The following is a 19,540-nucleotide window of genomic DNA, read 5'->3' as shown; positions in this document are numbered from 1 at the left end:
GTCGCCGGCTCACTCGGGGTGCACGACCAGCACGGGGCAGTCGGCGTGCTGCACCAGCCAGTTGCTGGTCGAGCCGAGGAGCAGGCCGCGGAACCCACCGCGGCCGCGACTGCCGACGACGATCAGGCTCGCGGTCCGCGACCACCGCGCCAGCCGTTCACGCGGATCGTAGAGCTCGATCTCACGGTGGACGACGACCTCGGGGTATTGCTCGGTCCAGCCGGCCAGCCGTTCGGCCAACAGCGCCTCTTCGGCGGTGTCGAAGTCGGGGATCGGCAGCTCGAGATAGCTCGAGCCCGCGAATCCGCCGCGGGACAGATCGCTCCAGGCATGGACGGCGACCAGGTCGCTGCCGCGTTCGGCGGCTTCGGCGAACGCGGCGGCGATGGCGGGCTCGCCGACGGTGCTGCCGTCGACACCGACGACGACCGGTCCGGTCCGGGTGTCCGGGTCGGACCCGCGCACCACCACGACGCAGCCGCGGGCGTGGGAGGTCACCGCGAGCAGAGTGGAGCCGAGATGGGCCACCGAGCCCGTCGAGGCGGTCGCGCCGAGCACCACCAGATGTGCCTGTGCGGACCGTTCGACGAGGGCCCGCGCGGCGTTGCCGTCGATGAGTTCGGTGCTCACCGCCAGCTCGGGTGCGACGACCAGAGCGTCGTCGAGTGCACCGGCGAGGACCCGTTCGGCGCGGAGCCGGATGTCCTGCATCGTGAAGGCGACGAACGCGTCGTAGAGGCCCCGAGGTGTGGCCGTGGTGACGGGGTCGATGCTGTGCACGATCCGCAGCCTGCGGCCGCGGGCGACGGCGACGCGGGCCGCCCAGCGCACCGCGATTGCCGAGCCGGCCGATCCATCGGCGCCGACGACGACCTCGGCGCCGACGGATCGGTGGGGATTGTCGGGGTGGTCGGTCATCGTCGGGCCTTTCCGAGGGACACCGGTTCAGGACGAGGTCGTGACGGGAACGGGCGGGGTGCGGGCGCGCCAGGCGTGCAGGGCGGTGGCGACGGAGTCGGCGAGCGCTGTGCTGGTGTCGACGGTGACCGCGTCGGGCCATGGCGCCGCGGTCACGGCCATCGCGTCGGCGATCGCGGTCGTCGCGTCGGATTCGTGGCCGTGCCGACCCTCGATGCGGCGATGCGCGAGGTCGGTCGGGCAGACACAGTGCAGGAGAACGAGATCGGCGCAGGCCTCGGCGGCGGTCGCCGTGGCGCGCTGTCGATCCTCGGCGGAGGTCCAGCTGGCGTCGAGGATCACCGAGACGCCGCCGGCGAGCAGCACTCTGGCCCGCCACAGGAGTTCGTCGTAGACGCGGGCCCGGTTGGCGTCGGAGTAGCGGCCCGCGCCGAACTGCCCGAGGTGTCCCGGCACTGCGTCGACTCGGGCCAGTTCTTTGCGGATGTGGTCGCTGGCGAGCACGACCGCGCCGGTTTCGGCGGCGAGTTCGGCGGCCACAGTGGACTTCCCGGTTCCCGGAAGACCGCCGACCAGGGTGAGCCGCACCGCGCCGCGGGTCAGACGGTCCGCGGCGATGCGCAGGTGGGCGCGCAGTCGCTCGCCCGCGGCCGGGTCGCCCTGGTCGGCGCGCAGGGCATCCACTTTCGCGCGCACGGTCGCCCGGTAGGCGATGTAGTGGTCGCGCAGTGACGTGGGCGCGGTGTCCCCGCTCATCCGCTGGTAGTCCGCGACGAGCCGGTCACCGAGCGCGCCGTGACCGAGGAATTCGAAGTCCATCGCCAGGAACGCGATGTCGTCGAGCCGGTCGACATAGCGCAGGCGGTCGTCGAAATCGAGGCAGTCGAGGACCCGGAACCCGTCCGGGAGTTCGAAGATGTCCTCGGCCAGTAGATCGCCGTGACCGTCGACGAGGTAGCCGTCGGCGATCCGGCTGTCGAACAGGGCGGCCCGGCCGGCGAGGAAACGCATCGCGGCTCGGTCGACGCGGGCACACAGGTCGGGGTCGACGAGGTCGGCGGGCGCGGCGCGCAGCGGGTCGAGCAGGGACCGCCACCGGGCGCGCACGGCGGTGACGGTGCCTTCGTGGTCGATCTCGGGGCCGCGTGCGGCCGCGTCGTGGAATCGCACCAGCAGACGGACCAGGGCAGCCGAGGCCGCCGGGGTCAGGCCCTGACTGTCGGTGAGCAGTTCGGACAACCGGCGCGACTCGGGCATCCGGCGCATGATCAGCACCGGCTCGGCCGGACCGCCCGCCGGATCGCTGAGGTGGGCGACCCCGACGTAGACGTCCGGCGCCAGCCTGCGGTTGAGTTCGAGTTCGCGCGCGCACGCGCGTTCGCGCAGGGCCGGGGTGCTGAAGTCGAGGAAGTCGGTGCGCAGCGCCTTCTTGACCTTGTACGCGCGGTCGCCGTAGAGCAGGACGACTCCGGTGTGCGTTTCGTGCACCTGTGCCGGTGCCGAAGCCGAGGTGAGCATCGGGTCTCCTCAGGAGGGGGTGAGCAGTGCCGCGCCTGCGGTGGCGCCGCCGTCGAGCACGAACTCCGAACCGGTGGAGAAGGTCGCGTCGGTGACGATGAAGCCGACCATGGCGGCGACCTCTTCCGGTTCGCCGAAGCGTGGCAGCGGCTGCGCCGCGGCGATACCCGGATCCATGCCGGCGGTCATCGCGGTGTGGATCGGTCCCGGATGCACCGAACAGACGCGGATTCCGGCACCGCCGAGCTCGATCGCGGCCGCTTTGGTCAGGCCGCGCAGGCCCCACTTGGCGGCGACGTAGCCGGAGATGCCCGAGTAGCCGATCAAGCCCGCGGTCGAGGAGACGTTGACGATGACGCCGTCGCCCGCGGCCCGCAGCCGGGGCGCGGCCAGATGCATACCCAGCCAGGAGCCGACGAGATCGACGTCGAGCACATGGCGGAACTGGGTGGGCGATTCGGCTTCGACGCCGCCGAAGTCGACGATGCCCGCGTTGTTCACCAGGACCGCGAGCGGTCCGAAGGTCGCTTCGGCGTCGTCGAGCACCCGCCGCCACTCGTCCTCGTCGGTGACGTCGAGATGCCGGAAGATCGCGTGGGAGCCCAGGGATTCGGCGACGGCTTTGCCGTCGTGCTCGAGCAGGTCGGCGACGACGATCCCGGCGCCGGACTTGGCGAGGGTGCGCGCGACGGCCGCGCCGATGCCGCGGGCGGCGCCGGTGACGACGACGCTGCGGCCATGAAGATCGGACATGATCGAACCTTTCGTTGCGGATGGGCGGAAGTTGTTGGAGGTCACTGTGTTTCCGTGCTGGCTGCGGTGAGCGCGTGATCGAGCAGCACTCGCCGTTCGGCGGCGGCGACGGCGTTGCGGGTGGCGGTGACGGCGTCCGGCGTCACCGAGACCGACGTGATGCCCATCCGGACGAGGTGTTCGGCGAAGGCGGGACGATTCGACGGCGCCTGTCCGCACAGCGAGGAGGTGATGCCGAGCCGGCGCGCGGTACCGATGATCCGGGAGATCGCGTCCAGTACGGCGGGATCGGATTCGTCGAACAGTTCCGCGCACTGCTCGGAGTCGCGGTCGACACCGAGCATGAGCTGGGTGAGGTCGTTGCTGCCGATCGAGACGCCGTCGACTCCCAGACCCACGTATTCGGGCAGCCAGTAGGCCACCGACGGCACTTCGGCCATCACCCACCGGTGCAGCCCGCGTTGGCGGCCCAGCGGGCTCGCGTCGATCAGTTCGAGGCAGGCCTCGAGCTCCCAGCGGGTGCGCACGAACGGGACCATCACGTGCAGATTGGGGTGACGTTCGCGGGCCGCGGCCAGGGCGGCCAGCTCGGCGGCGAACAGGTCGGGTTCGCGGATATAGCGGTAGCAGCCGCGGTAGCCGATCATCGGATTGTGCTCGACGGGCTCGTACTGCTCGCCGCCGCGCAGTGCGCGGAACTCGTTGGTCCGGAAGTCGGTGGTGCGATAGACGACCGGTCGCGTCCCGAATGGTTCGGCGATGCGGTGCAGCGATTCACTCATGCGATCGAGGAAGAGCCGCTGCTCACCGGCGGCGATGACCTCGCGGGGGTGGCGGCCGTCCAGGGCGGCGGTCAGCAGGGTCTCGGCGCGGAGCAGCCCGACACCGTCGACGTCGCCCGCGGCGACCTGGGCAGCGCGCTCCGGGGTCGCGAGGTTGACATAGATCTTGGTGGCGGTGGGTGCGGCCGCCGACAGCGGCGGTGCGGCCGCGACGGTGATCCGATCGGCGACGCTGCGGCCTGCGGTGACCTCGCCGGTCGATCCGTCGACGGTGACCAGGGTGGCGTCGGCGAGGGCGGTCGTGGCATTCCGTGCACCCACGATGCACGGAATGCCCAGTTCACGGGCCACGATCGCGGCATGACAGGTCATGCCGCCGCTGTCGGTGACCACCGCGGCGGCGCGGCTCAGCGTCGGCAGCCAATCCGGGTTGGTCATCGGCGCGACCAGCACCTCACCGTCGCGCAGCTGGGCGCCCTCGTCGGGACCGGCTAGTACCCGGGTGCGGCCGGTGGCGGTGCCGGGCGCGGCGCCGACCCCGCGGATGAGTACGTTGTGGCCCGGCCCGGCGGCATCGGATCCGGTCGGTGTGGTGATGGGCCGGGCCTGCACGATCCACAGGCCGGCGTGGTCGAATGCCCACTCGATGTCCTGTGGGATGCCGTGGTGATGGGCCTGGACCGCCAGGGCCAGTTCGGCGACCGCGCGTGCCCGGTCCTCGGTGAGCACCGGGGTGGCGGCCTCGTCGTCGGTGACCGCGACCCGCCGGTCGCCGTCGGGTCCGGCCACGACGGCCCATCGCTGCCGGCCGACCCGGGTGTGCAGCAGGGTGGGGCCCGCGGCGTCGAACAGGTAGGTGTCGGGCTCGGCCTCGCCGGACACCACGACTTCGCCTTGGCCGCGGGCCGCTTCGACGACCACCCGGTCACGGCGCCCGGTCGTCGGGTCGGCGGTGAACGCGACACCGGAGCATTCGGCGGCCACCATCGTCTGCACCACGACAGCCATCACCGGTCGCCCGCGCATGCCGCGCCGCGCCCGGTAGGTCACCACCCGAGGGGTGAACAGCGAGGCCCAGCAGTCGACGACGGCGTGTAGCAGCGCTGTGTCGCCACGGATGTTGGTGCGCGTGACGTTCATCCCGGCGAAGGAGGCGCTCGCGCTGTCCTCTCCGATCGCCGAGGAGCGCACCGCCACGGCCACGTCGTCGCCGAGGGCGCGGTAGGCCGCCAGCACCGGCGCGCGCACCACATCGTCGAGCTCCGCGGACCGGACCAGCGCCGCCATCCGGTCGCAGAGGGCGCCCACCGCGGCGGGATCGGTGCTCGCGGCCACGGCCCGGCTGTGCAGTCGATCGAGTTCGGCGCCCGCGGCCCCCTCGGTGAGGACGTGTTCGTAGGACGCGGCCAGGATGACGAAGCCGGACGGGACAGGCGACCCGGCCGCGACGAGTTCGCCGAGGTTGGCGCCCTTGCCGCCGGCACGATCGGCGTCGGTCAGCCGCAGGTCGTTGAACTCGGTGACGAATTCGCCCATATCGATTCCCTCGTTTCCGGGTGGTCGTCGGTGTGTCTCCAGCGTCGCCGGTGGCCGGGTCCGGTCGATACGGCCGAAGGTCCCGGCCGAGCGCTGGCATTGGTCCCCGATGGTCCCCGCCGGTGGCGCCTCGGCGTCGGCGCGAATGTCGTTGTCGCGGGCCACGGAGTCCTCCCGAACGAGGCACCATGGCCACGTCGACCGTGTCGTTCGGATCTGCCGACGAGTGGGAGCCGGGCCGATGATGGAGACATGAGCACGACCGCCACGTGGTCGACAACGACGTCGGACACGTAGCTCGCACCGACACAACGAGGTGACGTTGCGGCTCGTGCGGTAGCTCCACCCCGGACGGTCAGGGGCGCCGACCGACCCGGCGCCGGTGCCGACGACCGCGCCACGCCTTGTGCGCGGTGTCGGACGCCAGCAACGCGGGTATCGCGCAGGCCGCCAGTCCCCAGCCCAAGGCGCTCGGCGGCGCGCCCCCGAGCAGGCGGGGCAGCGGCGGCACCCACAGGAACAGGACGAGCAAACCGATCTCGACCCCGACCGTGGCCAGCAGCAACGGATTCCCGCGCCAGCCCACCGCTCCCACCCACCGTGACTCGCTGCGGCAGGCGAACGCGTTCGACAGTTGTCCGAACACGATCGCGACGAACAGCGCCCCCGACGCCGAGGCCAGCACCCTTGCATCCACCTGCTCGCCGGGCCGCCAGCCCGCGACGGCGAGCACGGTCAGGAACGTGATCATGCCGACGGTCGCCTCGGTGGCGCCGAGCACGCCGAAGACCCGGCGCAGCAGCGTTCGATCGATGAGGGTGCCGACCGCGGGCCGTCCCGCCATGGTCCGGGGATTCGGTGGTTCGGCGCCGAGCGCGAGGGCGGGCAGCATGTCGGTGCCGATGTCGAGCGCGAGCACCTGCAAGACCGTGAAGCCCAGCGGGATGGTGCCGCCGCTGGCTGCCCAGAGCGCGAACGGCGCGAGCTCGGCGACATTGTCGGTGAGGTGGTAGGTCAGGAACCTGCGGATGTTGGCGAAGGTCGCGCGGCCGAGCCGGATCGCGGCGACGATGGTGCCGAAGTGGTCGTCGAGCAGGACCAGATCGGCGGCCTCCCGCGCGACATCGGTGCCGGAGGCCCCCATGGCGATGCCGATATCGGCCGTGCGCAGAGCCGGGCCGTCGTTCACGCCGTCGCCGGTCATCGCGACGACATGCCCGCGCTGTTGCAGCGCGGCCGCGATCCGCAGCTTCTGTTCGGGCGCGACCCGCGCGATCACGACCCCGCCGCGTTCGAGCAGGGTCGCCAGTTCCGCGTCGTCGGCGGGGAGGTCGGCGCCCGAGACGACGACACGGTCCGGACCGAACAGGCCGACCTGGTCGGCGATGGCCGTGGCTGTTCCGGGGTGGTCACCGGTCACCATGGCGACCTCGATGCCCGCGCCGCGACAGGCCGCGATCGCCGCGGCGACATCGGGTCGGGGCGGATCCTCGAGCCCGATGACGCCGAGCAGACGCGGGGCGGTGCCCGGCTCGCGGGCCCTGGCCACGGCGATGACGCGAAGTCCACGCGCGGTCATGTCGACGACCCGCTCCGCCGCGTCCGCCGGTGCGGAATCGCAGAGCGCGACAACGGCTTCCGGTGCGCCAGTGATGTGTTCGCCGTCGGCGTCGACCACCGACGCGAGACGGGTGTGGGTGTCGAACGGGGTGCGGTGCCGGGGTGCCGGTGGGGCCGTGGCGCCGGTGCGCGCGGCGAGGACGTGCACGGCCACTTCCATCGGGTCACCGATCGGCACCCACTTGTCGTGCACCAGCTGGGCGCGCGCGTCCGGTGAACAGCGGGCGGCGGAGTCGGCGACCGCGCGCGTGGCCGCGAGCGCGCCCTCGCCGCCGCGCAGAGTCGCGGCGGGACCGTAGCCGGTGCCGTCGACGTCGACTTGTCCGTCCGGGGTCCACACCTCGACGACCTGCATCTCGTTGCGGGTCAGGGTGCCGGTCTTGTCCGTGCAGATGAAGGTGGTCGCGCCGAGCGTCTCGACCGCTTCGAGCCTGCGGACCAGGGCGTTCTCGGCGGCCATTCGCTGTCCGGCGCGAGCGAGCGACAGGGTGACGGTGGGCAGCAGTCCTTCGGGGACGAGGGCGACGGTGACGCCGATCGAGAACAGCAGGCTCTCGGTGAGGTCGCGGCCGAGTACGGCGAAGGCGCCGAAGGACGTCACGCCGACCAGCAGCGCGATCAGCGCGACCAGTCGCACGACGCGGTGCAGCTGGCGGGTCAGCGGGCTGGGCGGTCTGGTCGCACCGGCGGTGACGGCGGCCAGGGTGGCCAGGCGGGTGTCCGCTGCGATCGCGCTCACCTCGGCCTCGCCCTGTCCGGCGACGACGTAGGTGCCTGCCAGGACCGGCTCGTTCGCGCCACGCGGCACCGGTTCCGCCTCGCCGGTGAGCATCGACTCGTCGACGGCGAGGTGTCGCGCGTCGCGCATCGTCGCGTCGGCGCAGACCCGATCGCCGGCTTCGAGTACGAGCAGGTCGCCGACCACGAGCATGCTCGACTCGACGGTGACGACACGTCCGTCGCGCCGGACCCGGGCCCGGACCGGCAGCAGGTCGCGCAGGCGCTGCGCCGCCCGGTCGGCGCGGAACTCCTGCACGAACGCGAACACGCCGTTGAGGATCACGACGCAGGCGATGGCCAGGGCGAGCGCGGGCATTCCGGCGACGAGTGCCAGCGCGGCGGCGATCCACAACATCGCGGCGAAGAAGTGGGACAACTGCGCGGCGAACTGCGCGATCCGATTCGGTGGGGGCGGTTCGGGCAAGGTGTTGGCCCCGTCGCGGCGGTGGCGCAGGACGGCTTCGGCGTCGGTGAGTCCCCGGTGCTCGACCGTCGTCTCCATGGCGGCCCCTTTCCGCTGCTCCGATGGCTACCTGATCCAGTCTTTCGAGTCAGCGCAGGCCCGGATACTGCCGAAGTGCCTCACGGAGGGGACGGAATGGCACCATCCCGCCCAGGGATTCGGCATCCTCGCCGATATCGACATGCGCGACCATGAAGGCCGAACCGGGCCAGGAGATGGATGACTGCCGCGTGCCGCCGGCGACGACTTCAGCGCGCGCTGATCGCGACGGTACCGGTGCTGGACGTGAGCGGGACCTCCCAGCACCCGCCCGCGTCGAGGACGCGTTCGATGCCCTCGACACTGACCCGGATCGGATCGGCGGTGCTCGGTGGCAGATCGAGTCGCACCCGGGCGTGGGTCACGTTCACGATGACCGGCTGCCCGCGATAGGAGATGGTGAACTCGGCCTCCCGCAACTCGGCGGGCAGAACCGGGTGCAGCCGGAGCAGATCGTGGCGGGTCTCGATACCGCAATAGCAGCGCAGCACCATGTCGGCCGTGCCCGCCATGGCTCCGATATGAACGCCCTCTCTGGTCGTCCCGCCCTGGGTGTCGGCCAGATCGGCATCGAGGGCCCGGGTGAACAGCGACCACGACGCCTTGCGATCGGTGCGGGCCAGCACCCAGGCATGGGCGAGGCGGCTCAGCGTCGACCCGTGACTGGTGCGGGCCAGGTAGTACTCGACGGTGCGGGGGATGATCTGTGGCGGTAGCGAATAGCCGAGCCGTTCGAGGATGTGACGCAGCTCCTCGGCGGAGAAGAGATAGAACAGCATCAACACATCGGCCTGTTTGGACAGCTTGTAGCGATTGGTCGTGTCGCCCTCGGCGTGCAGGATCAGATCGAGCCGCTCGATGTTCCCGTAGCGCGCACGGTAGGCTTCCCAATCGAATTCGGCCAGATCCTCGTACCCCTCGAACTGGCTGATGATGCCGTCACGATGGAACGGCACGCGCAACCGCCTGCTGACCCGGTCCCAGCGGATCGGTTCGTCGGCGCGCAGCCGCAGCCGTTCCCACAGCGGCGCGCAGTCGCGGCCGTCGAGCAGCCGGACCACATCGCGGGCGCGCGCCAGCGTCCAGGCGGCGAGCACGTTGGTGTAGGCGTTGTTGCGCAACCCGCATCCGGGTGACTCCGGTCCGCCGTCGTGGTATTCGTCGGGTCCCATCACGCCCTCGATGTCGTATCGGTCGTCGGCCGCGTCGTAGGCGGCCATCGCGGCGAAGGAGCGAGCCACCTCGACCACGATCTCGGCGCCCACGTCGACGAGGAACCGTTCGTCGCCGGTGGCCTGGTAGTACTGCCAGATGCTGTAGGCCACGGCCAGGCCCACGTGGCGCTGCCGAGACGAATGGTCCGGCATCCACTGACCGTTTCGCACATTGAACAGCTCCGCCGGAGCCTCCTCCCGGCCGTCGCTGCCGCTCTGCCAGGGGAACAGCGCGCCGTCGAGCCCGGCCGCGCGGGCAGCGGCCCTGGCCCGGGGCAGGCGCTCGTAGCGGTAGTGCAGCAGCGCCCTGGTCAGCTCGGGCTGTCGCAGCGTGAGCATCGGGTAGACGAACAACTCGTCCCAGAAGACGTGCCCGCGGTAGCCCTCACCGTGCAGGCCACGCGCTGGTACACCGATGTCGAGGTCGGTGCCGGTCACGTGCACCGCCTGCAGGACATGGAATACGTGCAGGTTCAGCGCCAGGTTGTGCTCGTGGCGATCGCCCAGCCGGATCGCGAACCGATCCCACAACCGCGCCCACGCCGCGACATGGGCGTCGCGCAGGCCGGCGGCATCGGCGAGTATCCCGATGCGATCGGCGGCGGCGAGCGCGGCGGTGGAGATGCCGCGGTCGCGCGAGGTGCTGACCACGGCGACCTTCTCGATGTGGACCGGGGTTCGACGACCGATCCGGATCGTGGCGACCACACCCGGCCGCGAGCGTTCGTCGAGGAACGCGCGGTCGGCAAGCGCGCCGTCGACGCGCGTACGCACCGCGGTGGCGATCGTGAGCCCGGACTGGCGGGTGGTGGTCTCGTACAGCACGGTGTCGTCGTCGACCCGGTGGTGGGTGCCCGGATCGAGGTGCTCGGCGGTCAGTGCCCGGTCCGCGGCGACATTGCGGTTGCGCACCCGGCCCTCGATCACGGACTCGACGATGATCTCGCCGTCCCAGTTGTGGGCGAGCACGGACATTTCCAGAACGGCGACATGAGGATCGGCCATCGAATGGAACCGCCGGGTCGTCACCGTCGTCTGCCTGCCCGCGGCGTCCTCGTATCGGTCGAGGCAGGTAAGCACGCCCGCGCGTAGATTCAGATCCTGGTGATGGCCGACCATCTCGGGGGCGCCGGGCCGGAGGACCGTCCCGTCGGTGTGCCGGACCACGACCGACGTCCAGTCGGGGGCGTTCACCAGGTGTTCGGTCTCGACGACGCGCTCGCCGACGGACGAGACGCACCGGTCGTAGATGCCGGCCAGGTAGGTGCCGGGGTAGTGGATGCCGTCGGGCACGGTGCCCGGGGCGGCGGCGCGGCTGGCCCAGTACCCGTTGCCGGTGGCGCACAGTGCTTCCCGGGTGCCCTCCTGGGCCGGATCGACATCGTCGTAGATCAGATTCCAGCCACCCGAACTCGCGGTGACAGCGCCACCGCACCACCGAGCCGCCGCGGGGATCGGGTCCTCCTCGGCGGATGTCAGCGCCAGGTCCGACAGGTCGGTGACGATGTTGTCGGCGCCCACGGCCGCGAGGCGGGCGCCGGAACCGGTGCGATCGACACCGACGACGAGTCCGAACCTGCCCTCGACGGCCGCCTGCACCCCCGACGTGGCGTCTTCGAGGACGACGGCATCGATCGGCTCGATTCGCAGCCTGCGGGCTGCCTCGAGGAACATCGCCGGATCGGGTTTGCCCGGCAATCCGTAGCGGCGGGCGTCGTTTCCGTCGACACGGGCCGTGAACGCCTCGGTCAGCCCGGCCGCGGTCAGCACCGCGGCGCTGTTGGCGCTGGCGGTCACCAGTGCGGTCGGCACCCGGGCGGCGCGCAGTCGGCGCAGCAGCGCGGCGGCGTCGGGGAATACGCGCACTCCGGATGCGGCGAGCTCGGCGGTGAACAGCTGTTGTTTGCGAGCGCTGATCCCCGCCACAGTCAGCCGATCCGGTGTGTCGTCGGGACAACCCTCGTCGAGGGTGATGCCCCGGGCGGCCAGGAAGGTCCGGACGCCATCGGCGCGGTCACGGCCGTCGACGAAACGCCGGTAGTCCTCGTCGCTGTCGAATGGGGTCACGGTGGGGTCTGCCAGCCGGGGCAGGACCTCGTCGAAGAGCTGTTTCCACGCGATGGCATGGACGGCCGCGGTGTCGGTGACGACGCCGTCCATGTCGAACAGCACCGCGCCGAAGCCGTTCGCGGTGCGGCCCGCCGCGACCGGGAGGTTCGCCAGGCGCATCACCACCATGCCCTCCACACGGGCGGAGCCGGGAGAAGCCGTTCACTGTCCACGAACTTCATCCTGCCGAGCGCGGACCGGCGTGGGAAGGGCGCGGGGGTACGCCGACGGATACCCGAAGTCCTTCCGAATGGGGACGTCGGGCCCTTATCCCGGCCGCCGGGCTGCTGGGACGGTGAACACAACCCACTGCGACGAAGGACGGACATCATGAGACACGGACTGCCCGACGACACCACCGTCAAGGCGGCACTCACCCTCGCCGGCCGCGCGCCGTCCGTGCACAACGTGCAGCCGTGGCGCTGGCGCATCGCCGACCGCAGCATCCACCTCTACCTCGACACGCGACGCGCGCTACCCGCCACCGACCCCGATCATCGCGACATCGTGCTCAGCTGTGGAGCGGCGCTGCATCACCTCACGGTGGCGTTGACGGCGATGGGCTGGGCGCCGGTGATCCACCGCATCCCCGACCCGGCCGAACCGGACCACCTGGCCGCGCTGACCCTGGTACCGCATCGGCCCACCGCGCTCGATGTCTCGCTCAGCGCTGCCATCACCCAGCGACGTACCGACCGTCGCCACTACACCTCCTGGCCCGTACCACCGGGCTATCTCGGCCTGCTCACCGAGCGCGCCGCCGTGCTCGGCGCGGTGGTGCGCCGGATCGACGACCGGGAACGGGTCAAGGCCGCGGCCCGGACCGCGAGCCGGGTACACGCCGACGACGAAACCTACCGGTTCGAGCTCGCGATGTGGTCGGGCAGGCATGGCAGCGCCGACGGCGTGCCCGCACGCAACACGCCTGCGCCGCGACCGGACGACGACTTCCCGCCCCGGGAGTTCGCGGCGCCGGAATTCCTCGACCCGGCGAGTCGCCCCGACCATGCCGAACTCCTGGTGGTCGGCACCTCGGCCGACGATCGCGCTTCGCGACTCCGCGCCGGCGAGGCGATCAGCAGCGTGCTGCTGACCGCGACCGGGATCGGCCTCGCGACCTGCCTGCTCACCGAACCACTCGAGATCGCGCACGAACGCGCGCGGCTGCGGGAGCGGCTGCTGCACGATTCCGCCTATCCGCAGGCGATCGTGCGGGTCGGCTGGGCGCCGACGAGCGCCGACGCCCCGCCGCCGACGCCGCGTCGGACCCTCGAGGAACTGCTGATCACCGAGAACGAGGGACTTCCATGAGCGGGGCGGTCGGTCCCGATCTCGGCACCGTCCGTGCGGTTCTCGGGCGTGCTTCGCGGGCACCCTCGCTGCACAACGCGCAGCCGTGGCGGTGGCGCTGGGACGGCGCCACCGCGGCACTGTCGATGGACCCGCAGCGGCTCCTGCCCGCCACCGACATGTTCAACCGGGAAGGAGTGCTCGGCTGCGGGGTGATGCTGCACCACGCCGAGACCGCCTGGTCCGCCGCGGGCTGGGAGACCGCCGTGGACCGGTTCCCCGAGCCGTCCGTGCGCGCGCATGTCGCCTCGCTGCGGCCGAGGCGGCAGAGCGAGCCCACCGAGTCGCAACGGTTGCTCGGCGAGGCGATCGACGTGCGCTACAGCGACCGGATGCCGATGGATCCGCCCCCGGACTGGCCGGTGACGCGCGAGATCCTGGAGTTCCTCTGCGCTCGCACCGGCACCACGGTGAGCTTCCTTGATCCGACTGAATCCGTTGCACTGCAACATATCTCGGCGGTAGCCGCACGCCTGCGCCACTACGATCCGAAGTACCAGGCCGAACTCACCTGGTGGACCGCGGGTCCGGACACGGACGGTACTGGTGTGCCCGCGACCACTCTGCCGTCGATCTCCGATCGCCCTCGCGTTCCGGTCGGTCGTGAGTTCCCTTCGGGCAGTGCCGAAGGCGCGGGCGAGGCAGACGACGAAGCGATGGTCGCGGTGCTGTCCACCGACGGTGATGCGGCGGCCGACCTGCTCGACGGCGGTAGCGCGCTCTCGGCGGTGCTGCTCGAGTGTACGGTCCACGGCCTGTCCACCTGCACCGTCTCCCACGTCGTCGAGATCCCGGCGGCCCGCGCCGCCGTCGCCGACCTCGTGGCCCACCGGCACCCCCAGGTCCTGATCCGGATCGGTGCCGCCAGGTGCGAACCACCGCCACGGACGCCCCGGCGTCCGGTCGACAGCTTCCTGGAGATCTGAATTCCTTCGCTTTCCCTTATTCGGGGAATTCTCAGACCGGACGGTGCCGGAAACGGAGTGCCAGCACGCAGACAGAGATCCCGAGGACGCCGAAAATCGGCTGTAGCCAAAGGAACCGTCCGATGATCAACGGCTGGATCGTGACCCAGCCGACCAAGAGCACACCGGCGGCGAACGCGAGGTCGGCGGCATACCGGTCCGTCCGCAGGGTCGCGGCCGCCGTGGCCGCCATCGGCAGACCGACGACGAGAGCGAGCAGGCAACCTGCCAACAGCGGACTGTCGAACGGCAGCCGGCTCGTCACGTCGGCGCCCAGATCGGCGCCGCCGCCGGCGAGGCCGGCCGCGCCGGCGAAGGCCCACAGCGCGACGAACCCGGAGGTGCCGATCAGCGAAGCCCGCACCGCTCGATCCGATCGGCGTTCGTGCGATGTCGACATGATGTCCTCCGGCTGTCCTGGATCTCCGAGTGTCGTCGCCGAATCCGCGTCGGTCGAGGGCCTGAAAGCCGTTCTTCAGGTGACCGAGGTTGTGCGGGATTCGAGTGGAGCGCCGCCACGAACGGAGCGAATTCGCGCTCGGGACTTGCCTTTCGGCCGCAGGCGCGCGACCTCGAGGCGCACGTCGATGGTGAAGGTGGTGGCGACGGAAATCGTCTGCGGCGCGGGAAGCGCAGCAGCTACCGATCGTTCCTGCGCGCCGCGACATAGGCCGCGACGACAGCGGCCAGCACGACGATCTCCGCGCCGAGCACCAGGGTGAGCGGCCAGTTCATGATGTCCTTCCGGCGTGGGAACCCGTCGGTCAGGGATGGATGGTGCTGGCGGGCGCCCGTGGCAGGTCGAGCACGCGCGCGATCCTGCTCGACCAGGCGCGCACGGCCTGCCAGTCGCGCAGATCGCCATAGCGGGCGCCCCCGAGGAGCCGGTACATGGCGCGGGCCTGCCACGAGACGCCGGCACGTTCGTACTTCCCGGCGAAGGCGGTGTAGTTGCGGGGGCGCACGGCGTGGACGATGTCGGCGATCTTGCGGGGGATCCGGCGCCCGATCCTGCGACCGATCGGCCCGCGCAGCGCGGGGCCCAAGCCCACACTGAACAGCCAGACATCCTTGTCCGTCAGTGTGTTCAGGTTGTGGCGGATATACGCCGAGGCTTCGGGCAGCAGATCCATGTCGTGGATCGCGCTGCCGAGGACGACGGTGTCGAAACCGGTCAGCTCGGGTGCGTGTGCGATGTCGTGGAGTTCGGTGTGGGCGCCACGGGCGAGCAGGTCGTCGGCGATGAACTCGGCGATGTCGCGGGTCGAGCCCTGCGCGGTGGCGTACAGAACGGCGATGCGGTGGGAAGGGTTCGAAGTCATGGTCTCAGCGTCGCTCGAGCCGTGGCGGGTGGAGCAGAGCCGAGATACCCGCACCTCGGGGACCAAAGACACCGCAGCCGCGCAGGTGACCATCGCTGGTCGCGCCGGGACTTTCGGCTCTGCATTCCACATCCGCCACGATCGACGATTGAGCTATGACCAGTGATAACGTCTCCGCCATCGTCGTCGCGGGCCTGACGAAACGTTTCGGCCGCACCATCGCGCTGGACCAGCTGGACCTGACCGTGCGGACGGGCGAAGTCCATGGCTTCCTCGGCCCCAACGGCGCGGGCAAGACCACGGCGATCCGCGTCCTGCTCGGGCTGTTGCGCGCCGACGCGGGCACGGTGCGCCTGCTGGGCGCGGACCCGTGGTCGGATGCGGTCGCGGTGCACGCCAGGCTGGCCTATGTTCCGGGCGAGGTCACCCTCTGGCCTGGCCTGACCGGGGGCGAGACGATCGATCTGCTCGGCACGCTGCGCGGCGGCATCGACCGGCGTCGCCGCGCCGAGCTGCTGGAGCGGTTCGATCTCGACCCGACGGTGAAGGGTCGCGCCTACTCCAAGGGCAACCGGCAAAAGGTGGCGCTGGTCGCCGCGCTGGCCTCCGACGCCGAACTGTTCCTGTTCGACGAGCCGACCGTCGGCCTCGATCCGCTCAAGGAGGTCGAATTCCAGCGGTGTGTGCGTGAGCTCGTCGACGACGGCCGCACCGTGCTGTTGTCGAGCCATATCCTCGCCGAAGTGGAGGCCCTGTGTGACCGGGTGAGCATCATCCGGCACGGCCGCGCGGTGGACAGCGGCACGCTCGCCGAACTGCGACAGTTGCGCGCAACCACGATCAGTGTCGAAACCGCGCGCCCGGCCGACGGGCTCGCCGCGGTACCCGGCGTACACAATCTGACCATCGAAGGTCGTCGGGCCAGGTTCGACATCGAGACCGACCGCTTCGACGAGGTACTGCGTGCGATGTCGGGCCTGGGTGTGGTCGAGATGACCAGTACCAGACCGACCTTGGAAGACATCTTCCTGCGTCACTATGCGAGCGGGCCGGTGTCGGTGGCGGTGGGATCATGACCACCGGGACCGACACTCCGACCGACACCGGCGTAGCGGGTGCCGCGACGCTGGTGCGCTTCGCGATCCGCCGCGAACGCTGGACCGTGCCGTGGTGGCTGCTCGGCATCGGCACCCTGATGGCGGTGCAGTCGGTCAGCAGCCAGGGTTTCTACGACTCGCCCGCGAAGCTGGCCCAGCTGCGTGCCACCATGAGTGCCAATGCCGCAGCGGTCGCGATGGGCGGACCCACCAGGCTGCTCGATACGATCGGCGGCGAGATCGTCTTCGAGATCTTCGCCTATCTCGCGATCGTCGCCGCGCTGATGAACATGTTCCTGATCGGCCGCAATACCCGGTCCGACGAGGAATCCGGGCGCGCGGAGCTGATCAGGTCCGCCCGCGTCGGACGGCGCGCGCCGCTGGCCGCCGCGCTGGGCACAGCGCTGATCGCCGATGTCGTCGTCGCGGTCGTCGCCGGCGGCGCGGCGGCGGTCACCGGCCTTCCGGTCGGGGGGTCGATCCTGCTCGGCGTCGCGATCGGCGGCGTCGGGTTCACCTTCGCCGCCATGACGGCGGTCGCCGCGCAGGTGTTCGAGAATCCGCGCACGGTCTACGGTTCGGTCACCGCGCTCGTCGCGCTGGCTTACATCCTGCGCGCTGTCGGCGATGTCGGACCCGAGTACGTGTCGTGGCTGTCGCCCATCGGGTGGGGGCAGCGGACCTTTCCCTATGTCGACGATCGGTGGTGGCCGATCGTGCTGTACGTGGCAGCGGCGGCGTCGCTGATCGCGGTGGCGTTCGTGCTCGCCGAACACCGAGACTTCGGGGCAGGCCTGCTGCGGTACCGCGCCGGACGGGCCACGGCGTCGCGGCTGCTCGCCTCACCCCTCGGACTCATCTGGCGGCTGCAACGAGCCTCCGTGCTGGCTTGGTGCGTCGGGGTTTTCGTGCTCGGCGTCGCCTACGGCTCCTTCGCCGACAGCATCGAGCAATACCTTCGCGACAATCCCGAGATCGCGGCGTACCTGGCCGGGAACGCGCAGGACGCGGTGAATTCCTATCTGGCACTGACCCTGTCGATCCTGGCGCTGCCGACCGCGGCCTACGGGACCGCCGCGGTACTGCGGGCCAGGGCCGAGGAATCGGCGGGCCGGACTTCGGTGATCCTGGCCCAACCCGTCGGCCGGGCGCGATGGCTGCTCGGCTATCTGGTGGTGGCGATGACCGGCAGCGCGCTGGTGCTGATCGCCGGAGGGTTCGGCGAAGGCCTGGCTTACGGGGTGACCGTGCACGATCTGGCCCAAGCGCCGCGGATGGCGCTCGCCGCCGCCGCGTACGTGCCCGCCGTCTGGGTGATGGTGGCGGTCGGGGCCGCCGCCGTCGGTTGGTGGCCGGGGGTGGCCACGACGGTGGCCTGGGTCTACTTCGGCTACGTCGTGGTGGCGACGATCTTCGCCGACGCGTTCGACCTGCCCGACTGGTTCGGTGCGGCGTCGCCGTTGCGCCACAGCCCGTTGGTGCCGCTCGACGCGGTCGATCCGCGTGCCCTGGCCGCCACCCTGGCCGCCGCCGCGGTGATCGCGACGATCGGCGTCGCCGGATTCCGCCGCCGCGACATCGGGGGCTGACCATGCGTTCCGCCCCGCCTGACGAAACGCCCCCAGCCGGTGCACCGAGGAGAGTGATCACCATGACCGCGACCACGTTTCATATCGACGCCGTGGCGACGCGCACGGCGCGGCTGTGGCGATGCCGGCCGTGGAACACCAACCCGCTCATGCGCTGGCCCGACCGGCTGCTGGCGGTGGCCCGAGTGTGCGCGGTCGCGCTGCTGCTGGTGGCTGTGCCGGTAGCCGGCGCGGTCGGGACCATCACCTATTCCGATGACGCCGCCGACATCCAGGCCGAACGTGCCGGCGTCGACGTCGTGCAGGGGCTGGTACTGGACCGTCCAGAACGGACCTCGGGCCACCTCTATCAGGCACGGGTGAGCTGGCCCGGCACCTCCGGGCCGGTCGTCGCGACGGTGACCGTCTCCCGCAAAACCACCGAGGGCCAGGTGATTCCGGTATGGCTGAACGACGCCGGTGTCCCGGTCCGCGAACCCAGGACCACCGACGCGGCCGTGGTGAACGGTATCGGTGCCGCGGTGGTGATCCTGGTGACCGCCGGGCTCGTCGCCTGGGCCATGACTTACGGCACCGCGTTCGTCGTCGCCCGCTGTCGTTCCGCGGCGTGGGATCACCACCTCTCGGCCCTGAACGGCTGACGAGCCCGGTCGGACTACGACCAGCTCACGTCAGGTGACGGGCGAAGAAATGGTTCCCGGCGTCTGCCTCGAATCGCGGTACTCCGGTGTGCCCACCCATGTTCGCGTGCAGCGTCTTCTGTTCGGACCCGAACGCGTCGAACAGGTCGAGGGCCTGCTGCCGGTCGTTGCCCTCGTCGTCCCATTGCAGCAGGACCTGCAGCGGAATGGTGAGCTGTCGGGCTTCCTCGAACATGGTGCGGGGCACGAAACTACCGGCGAACAGCAGCGCGGCGGCGATGCGGGGCTCGACGAGCGCCAGCCGGATGCCGAGGGAGATCACCCCGCCCGAATAGCCGACCGGGCCGCCGAGTTCGGGCAGCGCGAGGAGAGCGTCCAGGGCTGTCCGCCATTCCGGGACCGCCTTGTCGACCAGCGGGAGGACGAGCCGGTCGACGATGTCGTCATCGACCGGCTCACCGGCATCCAGTGCCCTGTGCAGGTCGACGCGTGCTTGCTCGGTGACAGCGCAGCGGGGACGTTCACCGCCGCCGGGGAGTTCGATGGTGGCCGAGGCGAAGCCCGCCGCCGCGGCGTGCTGGGCGCGGGCCGCCAATCGGGGGTACATCGCGGGCAGTCCGCCCGGGTGGCCGACCAGGATCAACGGTGCCGGTGCGGATACGGATGCGGGTGTCCACAGGATGCCGGGGATCTCGTCGAGGGTGAAGTGTCGTTCGAGGACGCCGTCGTCGAGGCGGCGTGCGGAGGTGACGTGCATGGTCGTGCCTTTCGGGAGTGCTCGTGCGGCGCTCCCGGACGACCTATCGCCCGACCGTGACCCCGAAGGGGAGCACCCGTATCGATA

Annotated in this window: 14 protein-coding genes; 5 read left to right on the top strand and 9 right to left on the bottom strand. The window is 70.8% G+C overall.

The features are described from left to right. Positions 1 to 9: 9 nt before the first annotated feature. The 6 genes from V8688_RS00830 to V8688_RS00805 form a co-directional block, all read right to left on the bottom strand. Positions 10 to 918, bottom strand: a complete 909-nt coding sequence (locus tag V8688_RS00830) for a universal stress protein (protein WP_342799909.1) — start codon at positions 916 to 918, stop codon at positions 10 to 12. A 27-nt stretch (positions 919 to 945) separates the two neighbouring features. Then, complete coding sequence (locus V8688_RS00825; protein ID WP_342799908.1) at positions 946 to 2,436, bottom strand: AAA family ATPase; 1,491 nt, start codon at positions 2,434 to 2,436, stop codon at positions 946 to 948. Between the two features lie 9 nt (positions 2,437 to 2,445). Beyond that, complete coding sequence (locus V8688_RS00820; RefSeq protein WP_342799907.1) at positions 2,446 to 3,189, bottom strand: SDR family oxidoreductase; 744 nt, start codon at positions 3,187 to 3,189, stop codon at positions 2,446 to 2,448. Positions 3,190 to 3,230: 41 nt separating this feature from the next. Then, positions 3,231 to 5,507 (bottom strand): phosphoenolpyruvate synthase, encoded by a 2,277-nt coding sequence (gene ppsA, locus V8688_RS00815; RefSeq protein ID WP_342799906.1) that lies wholly within the window; start codon positions 5,505 to 5,507, stop codon positions 3,231 to 3,233. Positions 5,508 to 5,862: 355 nt separating this feature from the next. Further along, entirely contained in the window at positions 5,863 to 8,409 is a 2,547-nt protein-coding gene (locus tag V8688_RS00810) for a cation-transporting P-type ATPase (protein WP_342799905.1), read from the bottom strand. Positions 8,410 to 8,618: 209 nt separating this feature from the next. Beyond that, entirely contained in the window at positions 8,619 to 11,852 is a 3,234-nt protein-coding gene (locus V8688_RS00805) for a beta-phosphoglucomutase family hydrolase (RefSeq protein WP_218720539.1), read from the bottom strand. Between the two features lie 210 nt (positions 11,853 to 12,062). Here V8688_RS00805 and V8688_RS00800 point away from each other — a divergent pair, with 210 nt between their 5' ends. Both V8688_RS00800 and V8688_RS00795 read left to right on the top strand, forming a co-directional pair. Beyond that, positions 12,063 to 13,043, top strand: a complete 981-nt coding sequence (locus V8688_RS00800; protein WP_316574770.1) for an NAD(P)H nitroreductase — start codon at positions 12,063 to 12,065, stop codon at positions 13,041 to 13,043. Beyond that, positions 13,040 to 14,008: a hypothetical protein gene (locus V8688_RS00795; protein WP_218720121.1), complete on the top strand. Its 969-nt coding sequence runs from the start codon at positions 13,040 to 13,042 to the stop codon at positions 14,006 to 14,008. Before V8688_RS00800 ends, V8688_RS00795 begins: the two co-directional genes overlap by 4 nt. Before the next feature lie 31 nt (positions 14,009 to 14,039). Here V8688_RS00795 and V8688_RS00790 read toward each other — a convergent pair whose 3' ends face one another. Together V8688_RS00790 and V8688_RS00785 are read right to left on the bottom strand one after the other, a co-directional pair. Continuing rightward, positions 14,040 to 14,447 carry a hypothetical protein gene (locus tag V8688_RS00790; RefSeq protein ID WP_342799904.1) on the bottom strand — a complete coding sequence of 136 codons (408 nt, stop codon included), beginning with the start codon at positions 14,445 to 14,447 and terminating at the stop codon, positions 14,040 to 14,042. A 364-nt stretch (positions 14,448 to 14,811) separates the two neighbouring features. Continuing rightward, a complete protein-coding gene (locus V8688_RS00785; protein ID WP_218720123.1) occupies positions 14,812 to 15,369 on the bottom strand; it encodes a flavodoxin domain-containing protein in 558 nt (185 codons plus the stop codon). A gap of 155 nt (positions 15,370 to 15,524) precedes the next feature. Between V8688_RS00785 and V8688_RS00780 the strand changes: the two genes are divergently transcribed. From V8688_RS00780 to V8688_RS00770, 3 genes are all read left to right on the top strand, one after another. Further along, complete coding sequence (locus V8688_RS00780) at positions 15,525 to 16,445, top strand: ABC transporter ATP-binding protein (RefSeq protein ID WP_218720124.1); 921 nt, start codon at positions 15,525 to 15,527, stop codon at positions 16,443 to 16,445. After that, positions 16,442 to 18,055 (top strand): ABC transporter permease, encoded by a 1,614-nt coding sequence (locus tag V8688_RS00775; RefSeq protein WP_342799903.1) that lies wholly within the window; start codon positions 16,442 to 16,444, stop codon positions 18,053 to 18,055. The genes V8688_RS00780 and V8688_RS00775 overlap by 4 nt, the downstream gene beginning before the upstream one ends. Before the next feature lie 62 nt (positions 18,056 to 18,117). Further along, positions 18,118 to 18,696: a hypothetical protein gene (locus tag V8688_RS00770; protein WP_342799902.1), complete on the top strand. Its 579-nt coding sequence runs from the start codon at positions 18,118 to 18,120 to the stop codon at positions 18,694 to 18,696. 25 nt (positions 18,697 to 18,721) lie between these two features. Here V8688_RS00770 and V8688_RS00765 read toward each other — a convergent pair whose 3' ends face one another. Further along, positions 18,722 to 19,453 (bottom strand): alpha/beta hydrolase, encoded by a 732-nt coding sequence (locus V8688_RS00765; RefSeq protein WP_342799901.1) that lies wholly within the window; start codon positions 19,451 to 19,453, stop codon positions 18,722 to 18,724. Positions 19,454 to 19,540 lie beyond the last annotated feature (87 nt).

Origin of the sequence: Nocardia sp. No.11 (assembly GCF_038752175.1) — a bacterium.
GTDB lineage: Bacteria > Actinomycetota > Actinomycetes > Mycobacteriales > Mycobacteriaceae > Nocardia > Nocardia canadensis.
Note: the sequence above shows the minus strand (reverse complement) of the source record. Positions and strands in the feature narration are given on the sequence as shown.